The 15,068-nt window shown below is 23.3% G+C and carries 20 protein-coding genes and 2 pseudogenes; 9 read left to right on the top strand and 13 right to left on the bottom strand.

Annotation, left to right across the window (positions count from 1 at the left end; translation table 4 throughout):
* Positions 1 to 78 precede the first annotated feature (78 nt).
* From ACQH26_RS07760 to ACQH26_RS07750, 3 genes are all read left to right on the top strand, one after another.
* Positions 79 to 726, top strand: a complete 648-nt coding sequence (locus ACQH26_RS07760) for a hypothetical protein (protein ID WP_425382158.1) — start codon at positions 79 to 81, stop codon at positions 724 to 726.
* Positions 727 to 976: 250 nt separating this feature from the next.
* The gene (locus tag ACQH26_RS07755; RefSeq protein ID WP_425382157.1) at positions 977 to 1,570 is read left to right on the top strand and encodes a hypothetical protein; all 594 of its coding nucleotides are present in this window, start codon (positions 977 to 979) and stop codon (positions 1,568 to 1,570) included.
* Between the two features lie 565 nt (positions 1,571 to 2,135).
* The gene (locus tag ACQH26_RS07750; RefSeq protein WP_425382156.1) at positions 2,136 to 2,606 is read left to right on the top strand and encodes a hypothetical protein; all 471 of its coding nucleotides are present in this window, start codon (positions 2,136 to 2,138) and stop codon (positions 2,604 to 2,606) included.
* Positions 2,607 to 3,010: 404 nt separating this feature from the next.
* On the opposite strand, the pseudogene ACQH26_RS07745 reads toward ACQH26_RS07750, so the two are convergent.
* Together ACQH26_RS07745 and ACQH26_RS07740 are read right to left on the bottom strand one after the other, a co-directional pair.
* A pseudogene (locus ACQH26_RS07745) lies at positions 3,011 to 3,415 on the bottom strand (transposase); the annotation flags it as partial.
* A 208-nt stretch (positions 3,416 to 3,623) separates the two neighbouring features.
* Positions 3,624 to 4,082 (bottom strand): IS630 family transposase, encoded by a 459-nt coding sequence (locus tag ACQH26_RS07740; RefSeq protein ID WP_425383094.1) that lies wholly within the window; start codon positions 4,080 to 4,082, stop codon positions 3,624 to 3,626.
* Positions 4,083 to 4,146: 64 nt separating this feature from the next.
* Here ACQH26_RS07740 and ACQH26_RS07735 point away from each other — a divergent pair, with 64 nt between their 5' ends.
* On the top strand, positions 4,147 to 4,494 hold the full coding sequence (locus ACQH26_RS07735; RefSeq protein WP_425381897.1) for a transposase family protein: 348 nt from the start codon (positions 4,147 to 4,149) through the stop codon (positions 4,492 to 4,494).
* A 4-nt stretch (positions 4,495 to 4,498) separates the two neighbouring features.
* Positions 4,499 to 4,993: a transposase family protein gene (locus ACQH26_RS07730; protein ID WP_425381872.1), complete on the top strand. Its 495-nt coding sequence runs from the start codon at positions 4,499 to 4,501 to the stop codon at positions 4,991 to 4,993.
* Between the two features lie 92 nt (positions 4,994 to 5,085).
* Here ACQH26_RS07730 and ACQH26_RS07725 read toward each other — a convergent pair whose 3' ends face one another.
* From ACQH26_RS07725 to ACQH26_RS07715, 3 genes are all read right to left on the bottom strand, one after another.
* Positions 5,086 to 5,445 carry a helix-turn-helix domain-containing protein gene (locus tag ACQH26_RS07725; protein ID WP_425381863.1) on the bottom strand — a complete coding sequence of 120 codons (360 nt, stop codon included), beginning with the start codon at positions 5,443 to 5,445 and terminating at the stop codon, positions 5,086 to 5,088.
* A gap of 113 nt (positions 5,446 to 5,558) precedes the next feature.
* On the bottom strand, positions 5,559 to 5,777 hold the full coding sequence (locus ACQH26_RS07720; protein ID WP_425382155.1) for a transposase: 219 nt from the start codon (positions 5,775 to 5,777) through the stop codon (positions 5,559 to 5,561).
* A 42-nt stretch (positions 5,778 to 5,819) separates the two neighbouring features.
* Positions 5,820 to 6,179 (bottom strand): helix-turn-helix domain-containing protein, encoded by a 360-nt coding sequence (locus ACQH26_RS07715; RefSeq protein WP_425381863.1) that lies wholly within the window; start codon positions 6,177 to 6,179, stop codon positions 5,820 to 5,822.
* 145 nt (positions 6,180 to 6,324) lie between these two features.
* Between ACQH26_RS07715 and ACQH26_RS07710 the strand changes: the two are divergent.
* Positions 6,325 to 7,114: pseudogene (locus tag ACQH26_RS07710) on the top strand (IS5 family transposase).
* 107 nt (positions 7,115 to 7,221) lie between these two features.
* On the opposite strand, the gene ACQH26_RS07705 reads toward ACQH26_RS07710, so the two are convergent.
* Both ACQH26_RS07705 and ACQH26_RS07700 read right to left on the bottom strand, forming a co-directional pair.
* A complete protein-coding gene (locus ACQH26_RS07705; RefSeq protein ID WP_425381863.1) occupies positions 7,222 to 7,581 on the bottom strand; it encodes a helix-turn-helix domain-containing protein in 360 nt (119 codons plus the stop codon).
* A 113-nt stretch (positions 7,582 to 7,694) separates the two neighbouring features.
* A complete protein-coding gene (locus tag ACQH26_RS07700; RefSeq protein ID WP_425382154.1) occupies positions 7,695 to 8,294 on the bottom strand; it encodes a hypothetical protein in 600 nt (199 codons plus the stop codon).
* 399 nt (positions 8,295 to 8,693) lie between these two features.
* On the opposite strand from ACQH26_RS07700, the gene ACQH26_RS07695 reads away from it, so the two are divergent.
* The gene (locus tag ACQH26_RS07695; protein ID WP_425381863.1) at positions 8,694 to 9,053 is read left to right on the top strand and encodes a helix-turn-helix domain-containing protein; all 360 of its coding nucleotides are present in this window, start codon (positions 8,694 to 8,696) and stop codon (positions 9,051 to 9,053) included.
* Between the two features lie 162 nt (positions 9,054 to 9,215).
* Complete coding sequence (locus ACQH26_RS07690) at positions 9,216 to 9,581, top strand: transposase (RefSeq protein ID WP_425382104.1); 366 nt, start codon at positions 9,216 to 9,218, stop codon at positions 9,579 to 9,581.
* A 361-nt stretch (positions 9,582 to 9,942) separates the two neighbouring features.
* Here the strand turns inward: ACQH26_RS07690 and mnmA are convergent, their stop codons facing one another.
* Positions 9,943 to 11,058: a tRNA 2-thiouridine(34) synthase MnmA gene (gene mnmA / locus ACQH26_RS07685; RefSeq protein WP_425382153.1), complete on the bottom strand. Its 1,116-nt coding sequence runs from the start codon at positions 11,056 to 11,058 to the stop codon at positions 9,943 to 9,945.
* Between the two features lie 240 nt (positions 11,059 to 11,298).
* On the opposite strand from mnmA, the gene ACQH26_RS07680 reads away from it, so the two are divergent.
* Complete coding sequence (locus tag ACQH26_RS07680) at positions 11,299 to 12,459, top strand: hypothetical protein (protein WP_425382152.1); 1,161 nt, start codon at positions 11,299 to 11,301, stop codon at positions 12,457 to 12,459.
* A gap of 52 nt (positions 12,460 to 12,511) precedes the next feature.
* On the opposite strand, the gene ACQH26_RS07675 is transcribed toward ACQH26_RS07680, so the two are convergent.
* From ACQH26_RS07675 to ACQH26_RS07655, 5 genes are all read right to left on the bottom strand, one after another.
* Entirely contained in the window at positions 12,512 to 12,781 is a 270-nt protein-coding gene (locus tag ACQH26_RS07675; protein WP_342273637.1) for a hypothetical protein, read from the bottom strand.
* Positions 12,782 to 12,819: 38 nt separating this feature from the next.
* Entirely contained in the window at positions 12,820 to 13,314 is a 495-nt protein-coding gene (locus tag ACQH26_RS07670; RefSeq protein ID WP_425381977.1) for a transposase family protein, read from the bottom strand.
* A 4-nt stretch (positions 13,315 to 13,318) separates the two neighbouring features.
* Positions 13,319 to 13,666, bottom strand: coding sequence for a transposase family protein (locus ACQH26_RS07665; protein ID WP_425382151.1), 348 nt, complete (start codon positions 13,664 to 13,666; stop codon positions 13,319 to 13,321).
* Between the two features lie 60 nt (positions 13,667 to 13,726).
* Complete coding sequence (locus tag ACQH26_RS07660) at positions 13,727 to 14,014, bottom strand: hypothetical protein (protein WP_425383104.1); 288 nt, start codon at positions 14,012 to 14,014, stop codon at positions 13,727 to 13,729.
* A gap of 220 nt (positions 14,015 to 14,234) precedes the next feature.
* Positions 14,235 to 14,810, bottom strand: a complete 576-nt coding sequence (locus tag ACQH26_RS07655; RefSeq protein ID WP_425382150.1) for a M20/M25/M40 family metallo-hydrolase — start codon at positions 14,808 to 14,810, stop codon at positions 14,235 to 14,237.
* Positions 14,811 to 15,068: the final 258 nt, after the last annotated feature.

The following is a 15,068-nucleotide window of genomic DNA, read 5'->3' as shown; positions in this document are numbered from 1 at the left end:
TACTTAATACGTTATATTTAATTATTAATTTATTACTCATATAACTTTATGATATTATATTGAAGGTGATGAAAATAAATGCGTAAAAAATTTGGACTAATAGCAGCCTTAATAATAGGCACAACAACCAGTTTACAAGTTAGTGCTTGTACAGATAATTCAAAATATCAAGAATTTATTAGTGATGTTAATAGTGGGCATGCTTTTTTTGGCATCCTTGGTGCTGCTGATAATCCACTTTCTAAGCAAATTATTGACGGTTTACACACAATGCAAATCAAAAATAATAATGTACCAAGTAAATGAGATAACTGATTAACAGAAAAGAAAACTGAAATAAACAGTGTTACTACTAATGGAACTATTGATATTAAAATTTATGAAAAATCTCCTTATGCCAACCCTAGTAGTGATATTGTTAACCAATTTTGAAATGATAAAAAAATTAGTTGACAACAACAAATTTATCATTGACTACTTGACCATAAAATTTCTGATAATAGTTCAGCACCTGTTGCTGATTCAGGTGTCAAGGAAATTCAAAATCCTGTTGATAAAGAAAGAGCATTTAAAGCTTTAACAATTGTTTTTATTGTTAATAAAGGTAAACTAATAACTGTTGGTCAAGAATGAGGAACTATTGATGGTCCAAATCAGTTTTTTGATCAACTAACAGCTTTAATCACAGGTAATCTATTAAAAACTGCTGCTAAAAAAACTATATAATTTTTAAAAGAAGATAATTATATATCTTCTTTTACTTTTTGATTTCTTTATCTCTTAATATTTTTTATTCCATTTTTTATAAATTGATATAACTAAAATACGTGTTTATTTTTTTATTGTATTTTATTTATAAGGTGCTAAAATTTTAGTAGATAAGCAGATTTAGTAAAAATAACAATAATTCTAAACATTTCTAACTCATTACTTTAAAAAAAGTAATGAGTTTTATAGTTAAAAAGAGGTATCTAAAATGAATGATTTACTTATTAATAATACCAGTGAATTGGTAACTTTTAATACTAACAGTACAGATCCTAGTAATATAAAAAATATTACTTGAAAAAATTCTACTCAAGAATACAAAAATAAAGTTGAACAAACATATCAAATTTTTTTAAAATCACAAGAATGAGGAAAAAAGTTAAGACAACAAATAACAACGCCATTAACAACAACTAAAAACAAAAACAGACAGAAAAAAAGAAGCACAAATATATTAGTCTCAACACTCATAACAGAACAAATACAAAAATTATCAACAAAACAAATAAAATGATTAACAAATTGACAAATTAAAGCATTTACAGCAGAACAAATACAAAGTTTTACAATTCAACAAATACAAGCACTCACAACAGAACAAATACAAGCACTAACACCAATTCAAATTCCATGATTTACTAAAGTACAAATACAAGCATTCACCAAAGAACAAATTGAACTCTTTACAAAAGAACAAAAAGAAGTATTTTGACCAAAACAAGTAATCACAAAAATTAACACCATGGATTCGCAAAATCAATCAACAACAACTGAATTTAATCCAAATTTACCAAAAATTTAAAAAAATAGGGACGGCTAACAAATTTAACAAATTTTTTACAGAATAATTTTCAATATAATATATTATAGAAATACTCCTTTCCTTATTAATAAAAATTGACAAAGACGAGAATAAAAATCTCGTCTTTTTTTGTAATTGTAAAATTTTATAAAATTTTTATAACCTTCTTTAATACTATTATCAACACGTATTTGAGAACTAAAACAGTGAACTACAACACAGTTGTTAAAAATAGTAGCTAGCATGTGGACTTGCATGAATAAATAAAAAGTGGATGATACCTAATAAAATATACTAACCAGTAATGGTAATTCTTGGGGTGGGAGCGAATTGGAAACTAGTATATATAGACCCGTGGGGGAACATACTATTATTCTTTATTTAACCAACCTTGCCACTATCAAGTGAGCAAGTGTTGGTTTTATTTTTTATTTTTTTTGAAAAATTTTTTGAGCCCAGAATTGTTGGAATTAATAAAACTAATAATAGTAATATTAATAATCTAAAAATTAAAATATATGTCCTTTATGCTAGAAGCAACAGGACATATTAGGAAAGGATTATTATGCAAATAGAATTTAAAAAAGAACAAATTATTAAAGATAAACCACAATCTATTTTTATTGATTATGTTGAATATAAATTATCACTTCCAAAATGAATGGTTAAAAATAATTCTTTTACTGTTGATAATAATTACACATATTGGGTTTTTAATTCTGAAAATATTAAAAGAGAATTAAATGGTAATGAATTAACAAAATTATTAGAACCATATATTTCTGAACAAAAAATAACTGTTAATAAACAAGAAGCAGCCAAAGAATATTATCTTAATGATATAAAACTTGAACCACTAACATTTTATGAACAGCATAATAGTTGATTTATTGGTGAAATAACTGATAGTAAAACAAATATTACTAATCCTTGTTTTAAATACAACATTAGATGAGAAGAAAATAGAAAAAGTTTCAAAATAAATCATCCATATAACCATAATGATTTAGCAATTAATTATCTAGTTACTTCTTAGAACCTGTTTAGGATCTTTTTTGATTAATTTTTAATAAAATTTATATTATAATGGTTATTTTATAATAAAAAATAGATTTTTAGTCGATAAGTTTTCAAATGATAAAATCTTTTTAACAAAAAAATGAAAAAGAAAATAAATTATTGGTTAAGTACCTATTTATAAATGATTATTTCTTGTTTTAGTTAAATTCTATTAAAAAGATTCTAAACAGGTTCTTATAAGCATATTTCAACTCATAATGAAAAAGTATTTTTGTTGAACATGTAAACAAAATAAATTAGATTATTTATTCTTTAATACTAATAATATAAAAACAAGAAAATATTTTTTAAGAGATAAAAATAGTAAAGCAATTTGTTATGACTGTATTTTAAATATTAGGTTAAGTAGGAGATATATAGCTAACTAAAGTAATGTTTACTCATATCTTGAAAAACAAAATCAATCGCTTTTTTAATATTTGGTCAATAATTTGGTAATATTTTTCTTATATTATGTTTTATAGCAAATCAAAAATGTTCAATTGGATTTAAATTAGGAGAATATGGCGGAAGAAATAATAGTTTGCATCCAGCATTTTCAATTAATTGTTGTGTTAATTTAGATTTATGAAACGTTGCATTATCTAAAACTATAATTTGTCCACGCTTTAATACTGGAATTAGTTTATTTTTAACATATGATTCAAAAATTTTACTATTGCAATGTCCTTCAAATGCTCATAAGGCTTTTAATTTACCTTTATTTAGTGAACCAATTATACTCATTATCTTTATTTTATATGCGGGTTTATTATCAAATAATCTTTTACCTTTTTCAGATCAACCATATTTAGAACCTGTTTAGGATCTTTTTTGATTAATTTTTAATAAAATTTATATTATAATGGTTATTTTATAATAAAAAATAGATTTTTAGTCGATAAGTTTTCAAATGATAAAATCTTTTTAACAAAAAAATGAAAAAGAAAATAAATTATTGGTTAAGTACCTATTTATAAATGATTATATATAGCTAACTAAAGTAATGTTTACTCATATCTTGAAAAACAAAATCAATCGCTTTTTTAATATTTGGTCAATAATTTGGTAATATTTTTCTTATATTATGTTTTATAGCAAATCAAAAATGTTCAATTGGATTTAAATTAGGAGAATATGGCGGAAGAAATAATAGTTTGCATCCAGCATTTTCAATTAATTGTTGTGTTAATTTAGATTTATGAAACGTTGCATTATCTAAAACTATAATTTGTCCACGCTTTAATACTGGAATTAGTTTATTTTTAACATATGATTCAAAAATTTTACTATTGCAATGTCCTTCAAATGCTCATAAGGCTTTTAATTTACCTTTATTTAGTGAACCAATTATACTCATTCTCTTTATTTTATATGCGGGTTTATTATCAAATAATCTTTTACCTTTTTCAGATCAACCATATTTATAAAATTCATTAGACTTACTGCATAACTAGTTAACTTTTCATTTTTTTGTTATTATTAAAATAAAATTTGAATAGTTAAGGATAAATTTTATGACATATTTTGAATTAAAAGATAAACCGGATCAATATTTTCGTAAAATAGTTGGTATTAATAAACTAGTTTTTAATGAAATTTTAAATATTTTATTAGATCATCAAAATCTAAAAAATACCACTGGTGGAAGGCCATATAAAATGTCAATAGAAGATAGACTAGTAATGACTTTAAGATATTTATATGAAAATCGTACATATCATAGTATTGGTGCTGAGTATGATATGGTTGATACTACTGCTTTACGAAATATTCGTTCAATTGAAGACATTTTAATAAATAATAATAAGTTTAATAATTTAACAAATAAAAATATTTTTTTAAAAAGAAGAATTCAAAAATAAAATTTTGATAATTGATGTAACAGAAGTAGAAACAGAACGACCAAAATATAATCAAAAAGATTGATTTTCTGGCAAAAAATGAATGCATACTGTTAAGTTTCAAACCATAATTAATGCACATACTAATGAAATTTTAAATATTTTTCCTGATACTGGTAAAAATCATGATTTTAAAACTTTTAAAAATTCAAAGTTAGAATTTTTGTCAGAAACTGTAATTCTTGCAGATAAAGGTTATCAAGGTTTACAAAAAATTCATAGTAATACATTTTTACCCATTAAAACTAGTAAAAATAATCCTAAAACAAGTAAAATTAAAATTTTTAATAAGATTATTAATAAAACTCGCAGAAAAATTGAACATGTTTTTGCATTTTTAAAATGTTTTAAAATTATTGGTTATAAATTTAGAAAAGGTAGAAAACGAATATTTTTAAGATTTAATTTAATTGCAGGATTTTATAATTTATCATTAAAACTTAAAAACGTTATGCAGTAAGTCTATTATCATCAATTCCAGATTCATCAATATATACTAAATCTTCATTCATTATTTTAGCTATTTCTTTTAAAAAATCTTCTTGTTTATTTTTATCTCTTTGTTCATATAGAAAAGTTTTTTTTATATGTATAATTTAGTTTTTTAAAATAGTTATAAACTGTTTCTTTAGTCATATTTCCAAATTTATCAATTACTTTTTGAACTGTAACATCTTTATTTTCTGCTAAATAATTTTTTAATTCATCTAAATCCTTTATTTTGTGGCTATGTCCTTTTTGATAATTCAAAATTGGTTTTATATGCCCAGTTTCTTTTTTTCTTTTTCTTCATAAAAATAAAGTCTTTCTAGTGATATTGAACACTTTACAAATTTCTTTAATTTTCATATTTTTACTTTCATAAGCTTCTATTACTTTTCTTCGTAAGTCTTCACTGTATGGTTTTGGCATAATTTAATCTTCCTAATCTATTTTAATTATTGCTGAATTGTACTTTTAAATTCAAAAACTGTTTAAATTACATATTATTATTTTACATTATTTATGAGTAAATATTACTTTAGTTAGCTATATGATTCAAAAATTTTACTATTGCAATGTCCTTCAAATGCTCATAAGGCTTTTAATTTACCTTTATTTAGTGAACCAATTATACTCATTCTCTTTATTTTATATGCGGGTTTATTATCAAATAATCTTTTACCTTTTTCAGATCAACCATATTTATAAAATTCATTATCATCAATTCCAGATTCATCAATATATACTAAATCTTCATTCATTATTTTAGCTATATTTCTTTTAAAAAATCTTCTTGTTTATTTTTATCTCTTTGTTCATATAGAAAAGTTTTTTTTATATGTATAATTTAGTTTTTTAAAATAGTTATAAACTGTTTCTTTAGTCATATTTCCAAATTTATCAATTACTTTTTGAACTGTAACATCTTTATTTTCTGCTAAATAATTTTTTAATTCATCTAAATCCTTTATTTTGTGGCTATGTCCTTTTTGATAATTCAAAATTGGTTTTATATGCCCAGTTTCTTTTTTTCTTTTTCTTCATAAAAATAAAGTCTTTCTAGTGATATTGAACACTTTACAAATTTCTTTAATTTTCATATTTTTACTTTCATAAGCTTCTATTACTTTTCTTCGTAAGTCTTCACTGTATGGTTTTGGCATAATTTAATCTTCCTAATCTATTTTAATTATTGCTGAATTGTACTTTTAAATTCAAAAACTGTTTAAATTACATATTATTATTTTACATTATTTATGAGTAAATATTACTTTAGTTAGCTATATTTTAAAATCAGAGGTATATATTATGCATAAAAATTATCCAAGTCATGTCACCAAAGAACAATTTGAGAACATAAAAACAATTTTAGAAAATAGCAAAAAGAAAACAAAACCAAGAAGTTTAGATTTATATGAAGTATTTTGTGCAATTTTATATGTATTAAAAAGTGGTTGTCAATGAAGAATGCTACCAAAAAATTTTCCAAAATGACAAACTGTATATTATTATTTTCAAATTTGAAGTAAAAATAATGATAAAGAAGCTAGTGTATGGCAATTAATTTTAAAAAAAATTGGTTAAAAAAGTTCGTATCAACAATAATCGCAAAGAACAAACTAGTTTTTGTATAATTGATTCGCAAAGTGTTAAAAATACAGATACTACTGAAAATAAAGGTTATGATGCTGGTAAAAAGATTTCAGGAATAAAGCGTCATATTATTGTTGATTCTCAAGGTTTACCACATGCAATTTAAATAACCACAGCAGAAAAAACAGATCGTAATAGCGCTATAATAATGATTGAAAATGAAAAAGAAAATCTTTCTGCAGTTCAAAAAATAATAGTAGATGCTGGTTATACTGGTGAAAAATTTGCTTCTGAAATCAAAACAATCATAAATGCAAATGTTGAAATTATAAAACGCAATGAACTACATACTTTTGTAGTATTACCAAAAAGATGAATTGTAGAACGAAGCTTTGCTTGATTAGAAAAATACAGAAGATTATGAAAAAATTGTGAAAGAAAACTAAATACTAGTTTACAAATGGTTGTTCTTTCCTTTATTTCAGTTTTATTAAAAAGATTCTAAACAGGTTCTTATAAAATTCATTATCATCAATTCCAGATTCATCAATATATACTAAATCTTCATTCATTATTTTAGCTATTTCTTTTAAAAAATCTTCTTGTTTATTTTTATCTCTTTGTTCATATAGAAAAGTTTTTTTTATATGTATAATTTAGTTTTTTAAAATAGTTATAAACTGTTTCTTTAGTCATATTTCCAAATTTATCAATTACTTTTTGAACTGTAACATCTTTATTTTCTGCTAAATAATTTTTTAATTCATCTAAATCCTTTATTTTGTGGCTATGTCCTTTTTGATAATTCAAAATTGGTTTTATATGCCCAGTTTCTTTTTTTCTTTTTCTTCATAAAAATAAAGTCTTTCTAGTGATATTGAACACTTTACAAATTTCTTTAATTTTCATATTTTTACTTTCATAAGCTTCTATTACTTTTCTTCGTAAGTCTTCACTGTATGGTTTTGGCATAATTTAATCTTCCTAATCTATTTTAATTATTGCTGAATTGTACTTTTAAATTCAAAAACTGTTTAAATTACATATTATTATTTTACATTATTTATGAGTAAATATTACTTTAGTTAGCTATATCATCTTTTACTTCCTGTTATATAATCTGATACTACTTTAATATCAGTTTGTAATAATCCAGTTTCTTTTACTTCATATCTCAAATGTTTTTTCTTAATAACTTTTTGTGAACAAAAACCAAAACGTTTTAATCAACGATATATAGTTTTAACCGAGGGTTTTGGCAAAAAATTAAACCTAATATCATCAATATGCCTTATTAAATAACAAAATTGAAAAGCACCTATACCAAACTCTTCTTTATACTGAACAAAATAATTTATAAATTTTTCTGATAATTCCAACTTATAGAAATATTTAATATTTTTAGGTTTTGTTGACTTAAATAATAATTCTTCAAAAGGTTTATTTCTGTAAAAAACATCATAAAAACGTTTAGCTCAATAATAAAAGGTTTGCTTTGGCATATGTAATTGAGAAATTATTTCTTTACAAGTATTTTTATTTTTAAAAATAAAACAAAATTTTCTAAATTTACGATAATAAATATTAACTTTATTAATATTTTTATCATTTTTATACTTTTCTACAAATTTGTTAAATTTATAATCAAATTTAGTAAAATCAGCACTATTAATTAAATATTTCATTTTAAACTACACCTCAACTAATAATATAAAGTTATAAAAACTTTTATTAGTCCAAAAAGTGTGTCTAATCTACAAAATCTACTGCTTTTGATATTGGATCATTATTATTAATACTTTGTTTTTTAGCCATCTGTAACTCACTCTTTCTAGTCATTTAATTATATTTACTAGAATTAATTAAACATAGTTATTTTTGTAAGTTACACAGATTACTAAACATTACCCAATTAATTGAAAATGCTGGATGCAAACTATTATTTCTTCCGCCATATTCTCCTATAGCTAACTAAAGTAATGTTTACTCATAAATAATGTAAAATAATAATATGTAATTTAAACAGTTTTTGAATTTAAAAGTACAATTCAGCAATAATTAAAATAGATTAGGAAGATTAAATTATGCCAAAACCATACAGTGAAGACTTACGAAGAAAAGTAATAGAAGCTTATGAAAGTAAAAATATGAAAATTAAAGAAATTTGTAAAGTGTTCAATATCACTAGAAAGACTTTATTTTTATGAAGAAAAAGAAAAAAAGAAACTGGGCATATAAAACCAATTTTGAATTATCAAAAAGGACATAGCCACAAAATAAAGGATTTAGATGAATTAAAAAATTATTTAGCAGAAAATAAAGATGTTACAGTTCAAAAAGTAATTGATAAATTTGGAAATATGACTAAAGAAACAGTTTATAACTATTTTAAAAAACTAAATTATACATATAAAAAAAACTTTTCTATATGAACAAAGAGATAAAAATAAACAAGAAGATTTTTTAAAAGAAATAGCTAAAATAATGAATGAAGATTTAGTATATATTGATGAATCTGGAATTGATGATAATGAATTTATAAATATGGTTGATCTGAAAAAGGTAAAAGATTATTTGATAATAAACCCGCATATAAAATAAAGAGAATGAGTATAATTGGTTCACTAAATAAAGGTAAATTAAAAGCCTTATGAGCATTTGAAGGACATTGCAATAGTAAAATTTTTGAATCATATGTTAAAAATAAACTAATTCCAGTATTAAAGCGTGGACAAATTATAGTTTTAGATAATGCAACGTTTCATAAATCTAAATTAACACAACAATTAATTGAAAATGCTGGATGCAAACTATTATTTCTTCCGCCATATTCTCCTAATTTAAATCCAATTGAACATTTTTGATTTGCTATAAAACATAATATAAGAAAAATATTACCAAATTATTGACCAAATATTAAAAAAGCGATTGATTTTGTTTTTCAAGATATGAGTAAACATTACTTTAGTTAGCTATAAATCAGAAAAAATAAAATCATTATTGCTTTGATGAACATTATTTTTTTTTAAAACAATCATTTTGTAATGTGATTGTCCTTAAGTTAAAATTACTAATACAATTTTCAATAGTTATTGTAAATGCTAAGGTAGTTAATATTGTTAATATTTTTTTCATTAAAAATCTCCTTTTTGTTTTTTTCTATAACTTTTATAATAATAGGTTATTTTATATTTTAAAAACGTAAAAAAGAAAATGCAATAAAAGTATCTAAAAACTAAAAAAATAGTTTAATAGTAATTTTTGAATCTTGAAAATTATAAAAAAATATGCAATTAAAATTTTATTATTTATATTAGTTTTTTTAATAATTGATTAGCGAAATATTTGGTCAATAACTCCACCACCAAGACAAATATCACCATCATAAAAAACAGCGGTTTGACCGGGCGTAATAGAGCGTATCTTTTCTGAAAATTCAACCTTAATTTTATCATTATTAATAAAATTAATAATAACAGCAACATCAGATTGACGATAGCGAAATTTTGCATTACATTTTAAAGAGTTTTTTAATGTACTATTATTAATTCAATTCAATGATTTAACAGTACAACCGCTATTCATTAGTCATTTATTTTCATTATCATTAGCAACATAAAGGATATTATTAGTAACATCTTTTTCAACAACAAAATACGGAACTTTCATTCCTGAAAGATTAATACCTTTTCTTTGGCCAAGTGTATAGTAGTAAACACCATTGTGATTACCAATAGTAGTTTTGGTATTAATATCAACAATTTTGCCGGGATTAGCTGGTAAATAATTTGTTAAAAATGTTTGAAAATTACGATTACCAATAAAACATATGCCAGTAGAATCTTTTTTTGTTGCTGTTGGTAAATTATATATTTTTGCTAATTCCCTAACTTCAGTTTTAGTTTTATTACCTAAAGGAAATAAACTATATTTTAATTGTTTTTGTGTTAATTGACATAAAAAATAACTTTGATCCTTATTATCATCAATTCCTTTTAATAACTGATATTGTTTAGTAATTGGATTGTAGTTAATTCGTGCATAGTGCCCCATTGCAATATAATCTGCTTGTAAATTTTTTTGTGCATATTTTAAAAAAGCATCGAATTTAATATATTTGTTACATAAAATATCGGGATTAGGAGTACGACTTTTTTTAAATTCTTCAAGAAAATAAGTAAAAACATTATCTCAATATTCCTTAACAAAATCAATTCTTTCTAATTTAATATTTAATTTTTGGCAAACAGCTAAAGCATCAAGATAATCTTGTTCTTGTGGACAAATATCTTGATTATTGTTACCTTGTAAATCATTATTTAAAAGTGAATCTCAATTACGCATAAAAAGACCAATAACTTCATGGCCTTTTGCTTGTAAAAGTGCTGCTGTTACTGATGAATCAACTCCACCACTCATACCAACAACAATGCGTTTTTTTTCTGTCATTTTATTACTCCTTAGTACTTTTCATAAATGCTTAATAATTGTAACAAATATATAATAAATACCCAAATAAATATTTTTAAATTATTGAATTTACATATTGATTATTAAGTGATAATCCTTTATACTAATGTTAAAGCACATAAAAGCAATTTAACAAAATATGGTTTATAACCACTTTTGTAAAGTTTGTTACTAATGTGTTTTTTATGTTTTAATTAAGAAATAGAGAGAAGAGAAAAAATGCCACATGAAGAAGAGTTATTAATAAATAATAATATACATAGTAATATAGAAGCAAATACTATTAATAATAGTTGAAGTAGTTTAATATGATCAGATACTAAAAAAATAATTGGAACAGCTGGTTTATTAACAGCAGCAGTTGGTTTGAAAACTGTACAACGAGTATTTCAGGTAGCAGTTACTAGTATTGGATCATTTGATTGAAATAAAGTAAATCCTTTAAATAATTTAGTTGATTTTGGAGTAACTCCAGTACAATTGGTAATTAGTACACAAGCAATGAATTTATGAAAATGGGGAGCAGAAAAAATTTGACAAGAGGGAAGAACAATATTTAATAGAACTGCTGATCAAGAAATGAGTCCACTTTTATCTTTATATCCCGAAATTGGTGTTGAAGAAGGTTATTCATGTCTTTCAAAAACAGCTATCTTTGGAAAAATGCTAATAGCAAAAGTTGGATATTGAATTTCGAATCATTTTATGATTACGGCTTCTAGTATGTATTCAGTTGGTTCTTTAACTAGTTTAGCTGAATATTGAAGTAAAATTATTTATGGCCCAAATATTTTATCAACAATTATACGAGCAGAAGTTTTATGTTATACTTCTATCTTAATAGATAAGGGTATAGAATATTTAACAAAAACACATATGTGGTTTGCTTTCAAAAGATATTTTAATTGTTTAAATAATAATATTAATGAAAATGATGAGTTAGAATCATTATTTTCTCAACAATCAAAATGTATGAGTCTTTTAAAAAGTGGTGGTTATTTAACAGCAATGGTAATAGCAACTATAATAGATAATGCAATTAAAACTGCAGCTGTTATGTATACTGCTGATAGATTACCAGAATTTGAATCTACATTTTTTCAAGTTCCAATGTTTGCTATTATGTTTGGTTTAATTATCAATGATACTATTGGTAATAAAGTATTAAATAAATATGCTAAAAAACAATGACAGAAATTTTTTGAGTCTACTCCAAATAATGAATTAGAGGAAATAGTAACTAATAGTAATTATATGAGTATTAATAGTAGTGATGAACGACAATTAACTAATAACTTTAATGATGAATTGGTGAGTGTTATTAATAGTATTAATGGTCCTGCATTTAGTGGTTGTCCTAGAACTCCTTCAATTGCATAAAATTTATTTGAATGAAAATAAAAAAAGTTAGAATAGTTTATTCTAACTTTTTTTATAATTTACCAATTTCTAAACTTCCCAGTGTACTAATAGCACGTACATAAATTAACATTGATTTTCATAATTCGTCAACTTTAATACATTCATTATATTGATGTTCAGTTGAGTTAGTATGATCGAATATTGCACCAAATGCTACACAATTTGGCATTGCTCTAGCATAAGTTCCACCACCAATTGCAATTGGTTTTGCTTTTTTATCACCAGTAACTTCTTGATAAATTTCCATTAATTTAATAACAATTGTTGATTCTTGTGGCATATATAATGGTTTATCATAATGTTGTTGTTTTATTAGACTTACTGCATAACGTTTTTAAGTTTTAATGATAAATTATAAAATCCTGCAATTAAATTAAATCTTAAAAATATTCGTTTTCTAGCTTTTCTAAATTTATAACCAATAATTTTAAAACATTTTAAAAATGCAAAAACATGTTCAATTTTTCTGCGAGTTTTATTAATAATCTTATTAAAAATTTTAATTTTACTTGTTTTAGGATTATTTTTACTAGTTTTAATGGGTAAAAATGTATTACTATGAATTTTTTGTAAACCTTGATAACCTTTATCTGCAAGAATTACAGTTTCTGACAAAAATTCTAACTTTGAATTTTTAAAAGTTTTAAAATCATGATTTTTACCAGTATCAGGAAAAATATTTAAAATTTCATTAGTATGTGCATTAATTATGGTTTGAAACTTAACAGTATGCATTCATTTTTTGCCAGAAAATCAATCTTTTTGATTATATTTTGGTCGTTCTGTTTCTACTTCTGTTACATCAATTATCAAAATTTTATTTTTGAATTCTTCTTTTTAAAAAAATATTTTTATTTGTTAAATTATTAAACTTATTATTATTTATTAAAATGTCTTCAATTGAACGAATATTTCGTAAAGCAGTAGTATCAACCATATCATACTCAGCACCAATACTATGATATGTACGATTTTCATATAAATATCTTAAAGTCATTACTAGTCTATCTTCTATTGACATTTTATATGGCCTTCCACCAGTGGTATTTTTTAGATTTTGATGATCTAATAAAATATTTAAAATTTCATTAAAAACTAGTTTATTAATACCAACTATTTTACGAAAATATTGATCCAGTTTATCTTTTAATTCAAAATATGTCATAAAATTTATCCTTAACTATTCAAATTTTATTTTAATAATAACAAAAAAATGAAAAGTTAACTAGTTATGCAGTAAGTCTATTGTTAAATTATAAGGTTTTAATATTTTTGTTAATCTATTTAAAATTTCTTGTAAATCAGTTTTAACTGGAATACGGATATTACATCCTAATTTTGAATTTTTGCTATTAATTTCAACAATGCCAACATTAATAGTAAAACTTCCAGATTCATCATCTAAATCACCAAAATATTTTGTTAAAGCAGTATCTTCTTGTAAAATATCACCAACAAATTTAATTAGATTATGTTCAACTTTAAGTTCATTTAAAATTAATAAACTTCTTAATCCTGCATTAATTCCTTCATCTGGTCGTGACCCATGTGCTGGTTTACCATGAATGGTAATTTGTTGATTATTATTTTCAATTCGATAGTTCTTATTTTTCCCAATTTTAACAAATGATTCAATATCAACACCATTAATATTACTAGTAGAACAAGTGACATTGTAAGCATCACCTGCATTAATAACAATGGATTTATGACCTGTACCAATAATATCTAAGTTAATAATTCCTTTTTCAGCATATACTTACTAGCGGAAACATACCATCAGGAGTAAAACCAAAAGTTGGAGTACCTTCTTGCTTCATATATGTGTTAATTGAATCTCATGTTGTTTCTTCAGTTAAACCAAAGATAACTCTAATTCGACGATTTGGTTGATAACCATGATCTTTTAAATATTTTAAACAGTATAGAATAATAATTGTTGGACCTTTATCATCTAATACACCTCGTCCATATAAAATATCATTAATAATTTCTGGCGAAAAAGGTGGAATTTTTCATTCTTCTAAATTACCTGGTGGTACAACATCAAGATGACCTAATATGGCAAATATTTCTTTACCATCACCATATTCTAAATATCCATACTTATTGTTTTTGTCACGATAAGTTTTAAAACCTAATTCTTGCCCTAAATTAATAGCATAATCTAATACTTCTTTAACACCAGGCCCATAAGGTGCTATTGTTGTGGGTGGTTGAGGATATGATTGAATTTTAACAATTTCTTTTATTTTTGTTAGTACTTGCGGAAAATATTTTTCTTTTAACAATTTTTCATTGAATTTCATATTTATTCACTCCTTGATATATAAATTTAAATAGTAGTATTAGTTATAATATCAACTATTAAATCATTTAACAATAATCAGGAACTATTTGTGCAAGATAAATGATTATTTTTTATTTTTATTTGTTTATTTTTGATTAATTTACTAATCAGTGGCTGCTCTAGAATGTTATCACTTTTGTTAAATTTTATTCCCTTTTTTAGTAATAAACCTTGTATTAATTTTTGGATTAAAATTTCATTTGTTGATAAAATACTA

The organism is Spiroplasma endosymbiont of Melieria omissa (genome assembly GCF_964031175.1).
In the GTDB taxonomy this organism is placed as follows: Bacteria; Bacillota_I; Bacilli_A; order Mycoplasmatales; family VBWQ01; genus Spiroplasma_E; species Spiroplasma_E ixodetis_A.
Note: the sequence above shows the minus strand (reverse complement) of the source record. Positions and strands in the feature narration are given on the sequence as shown.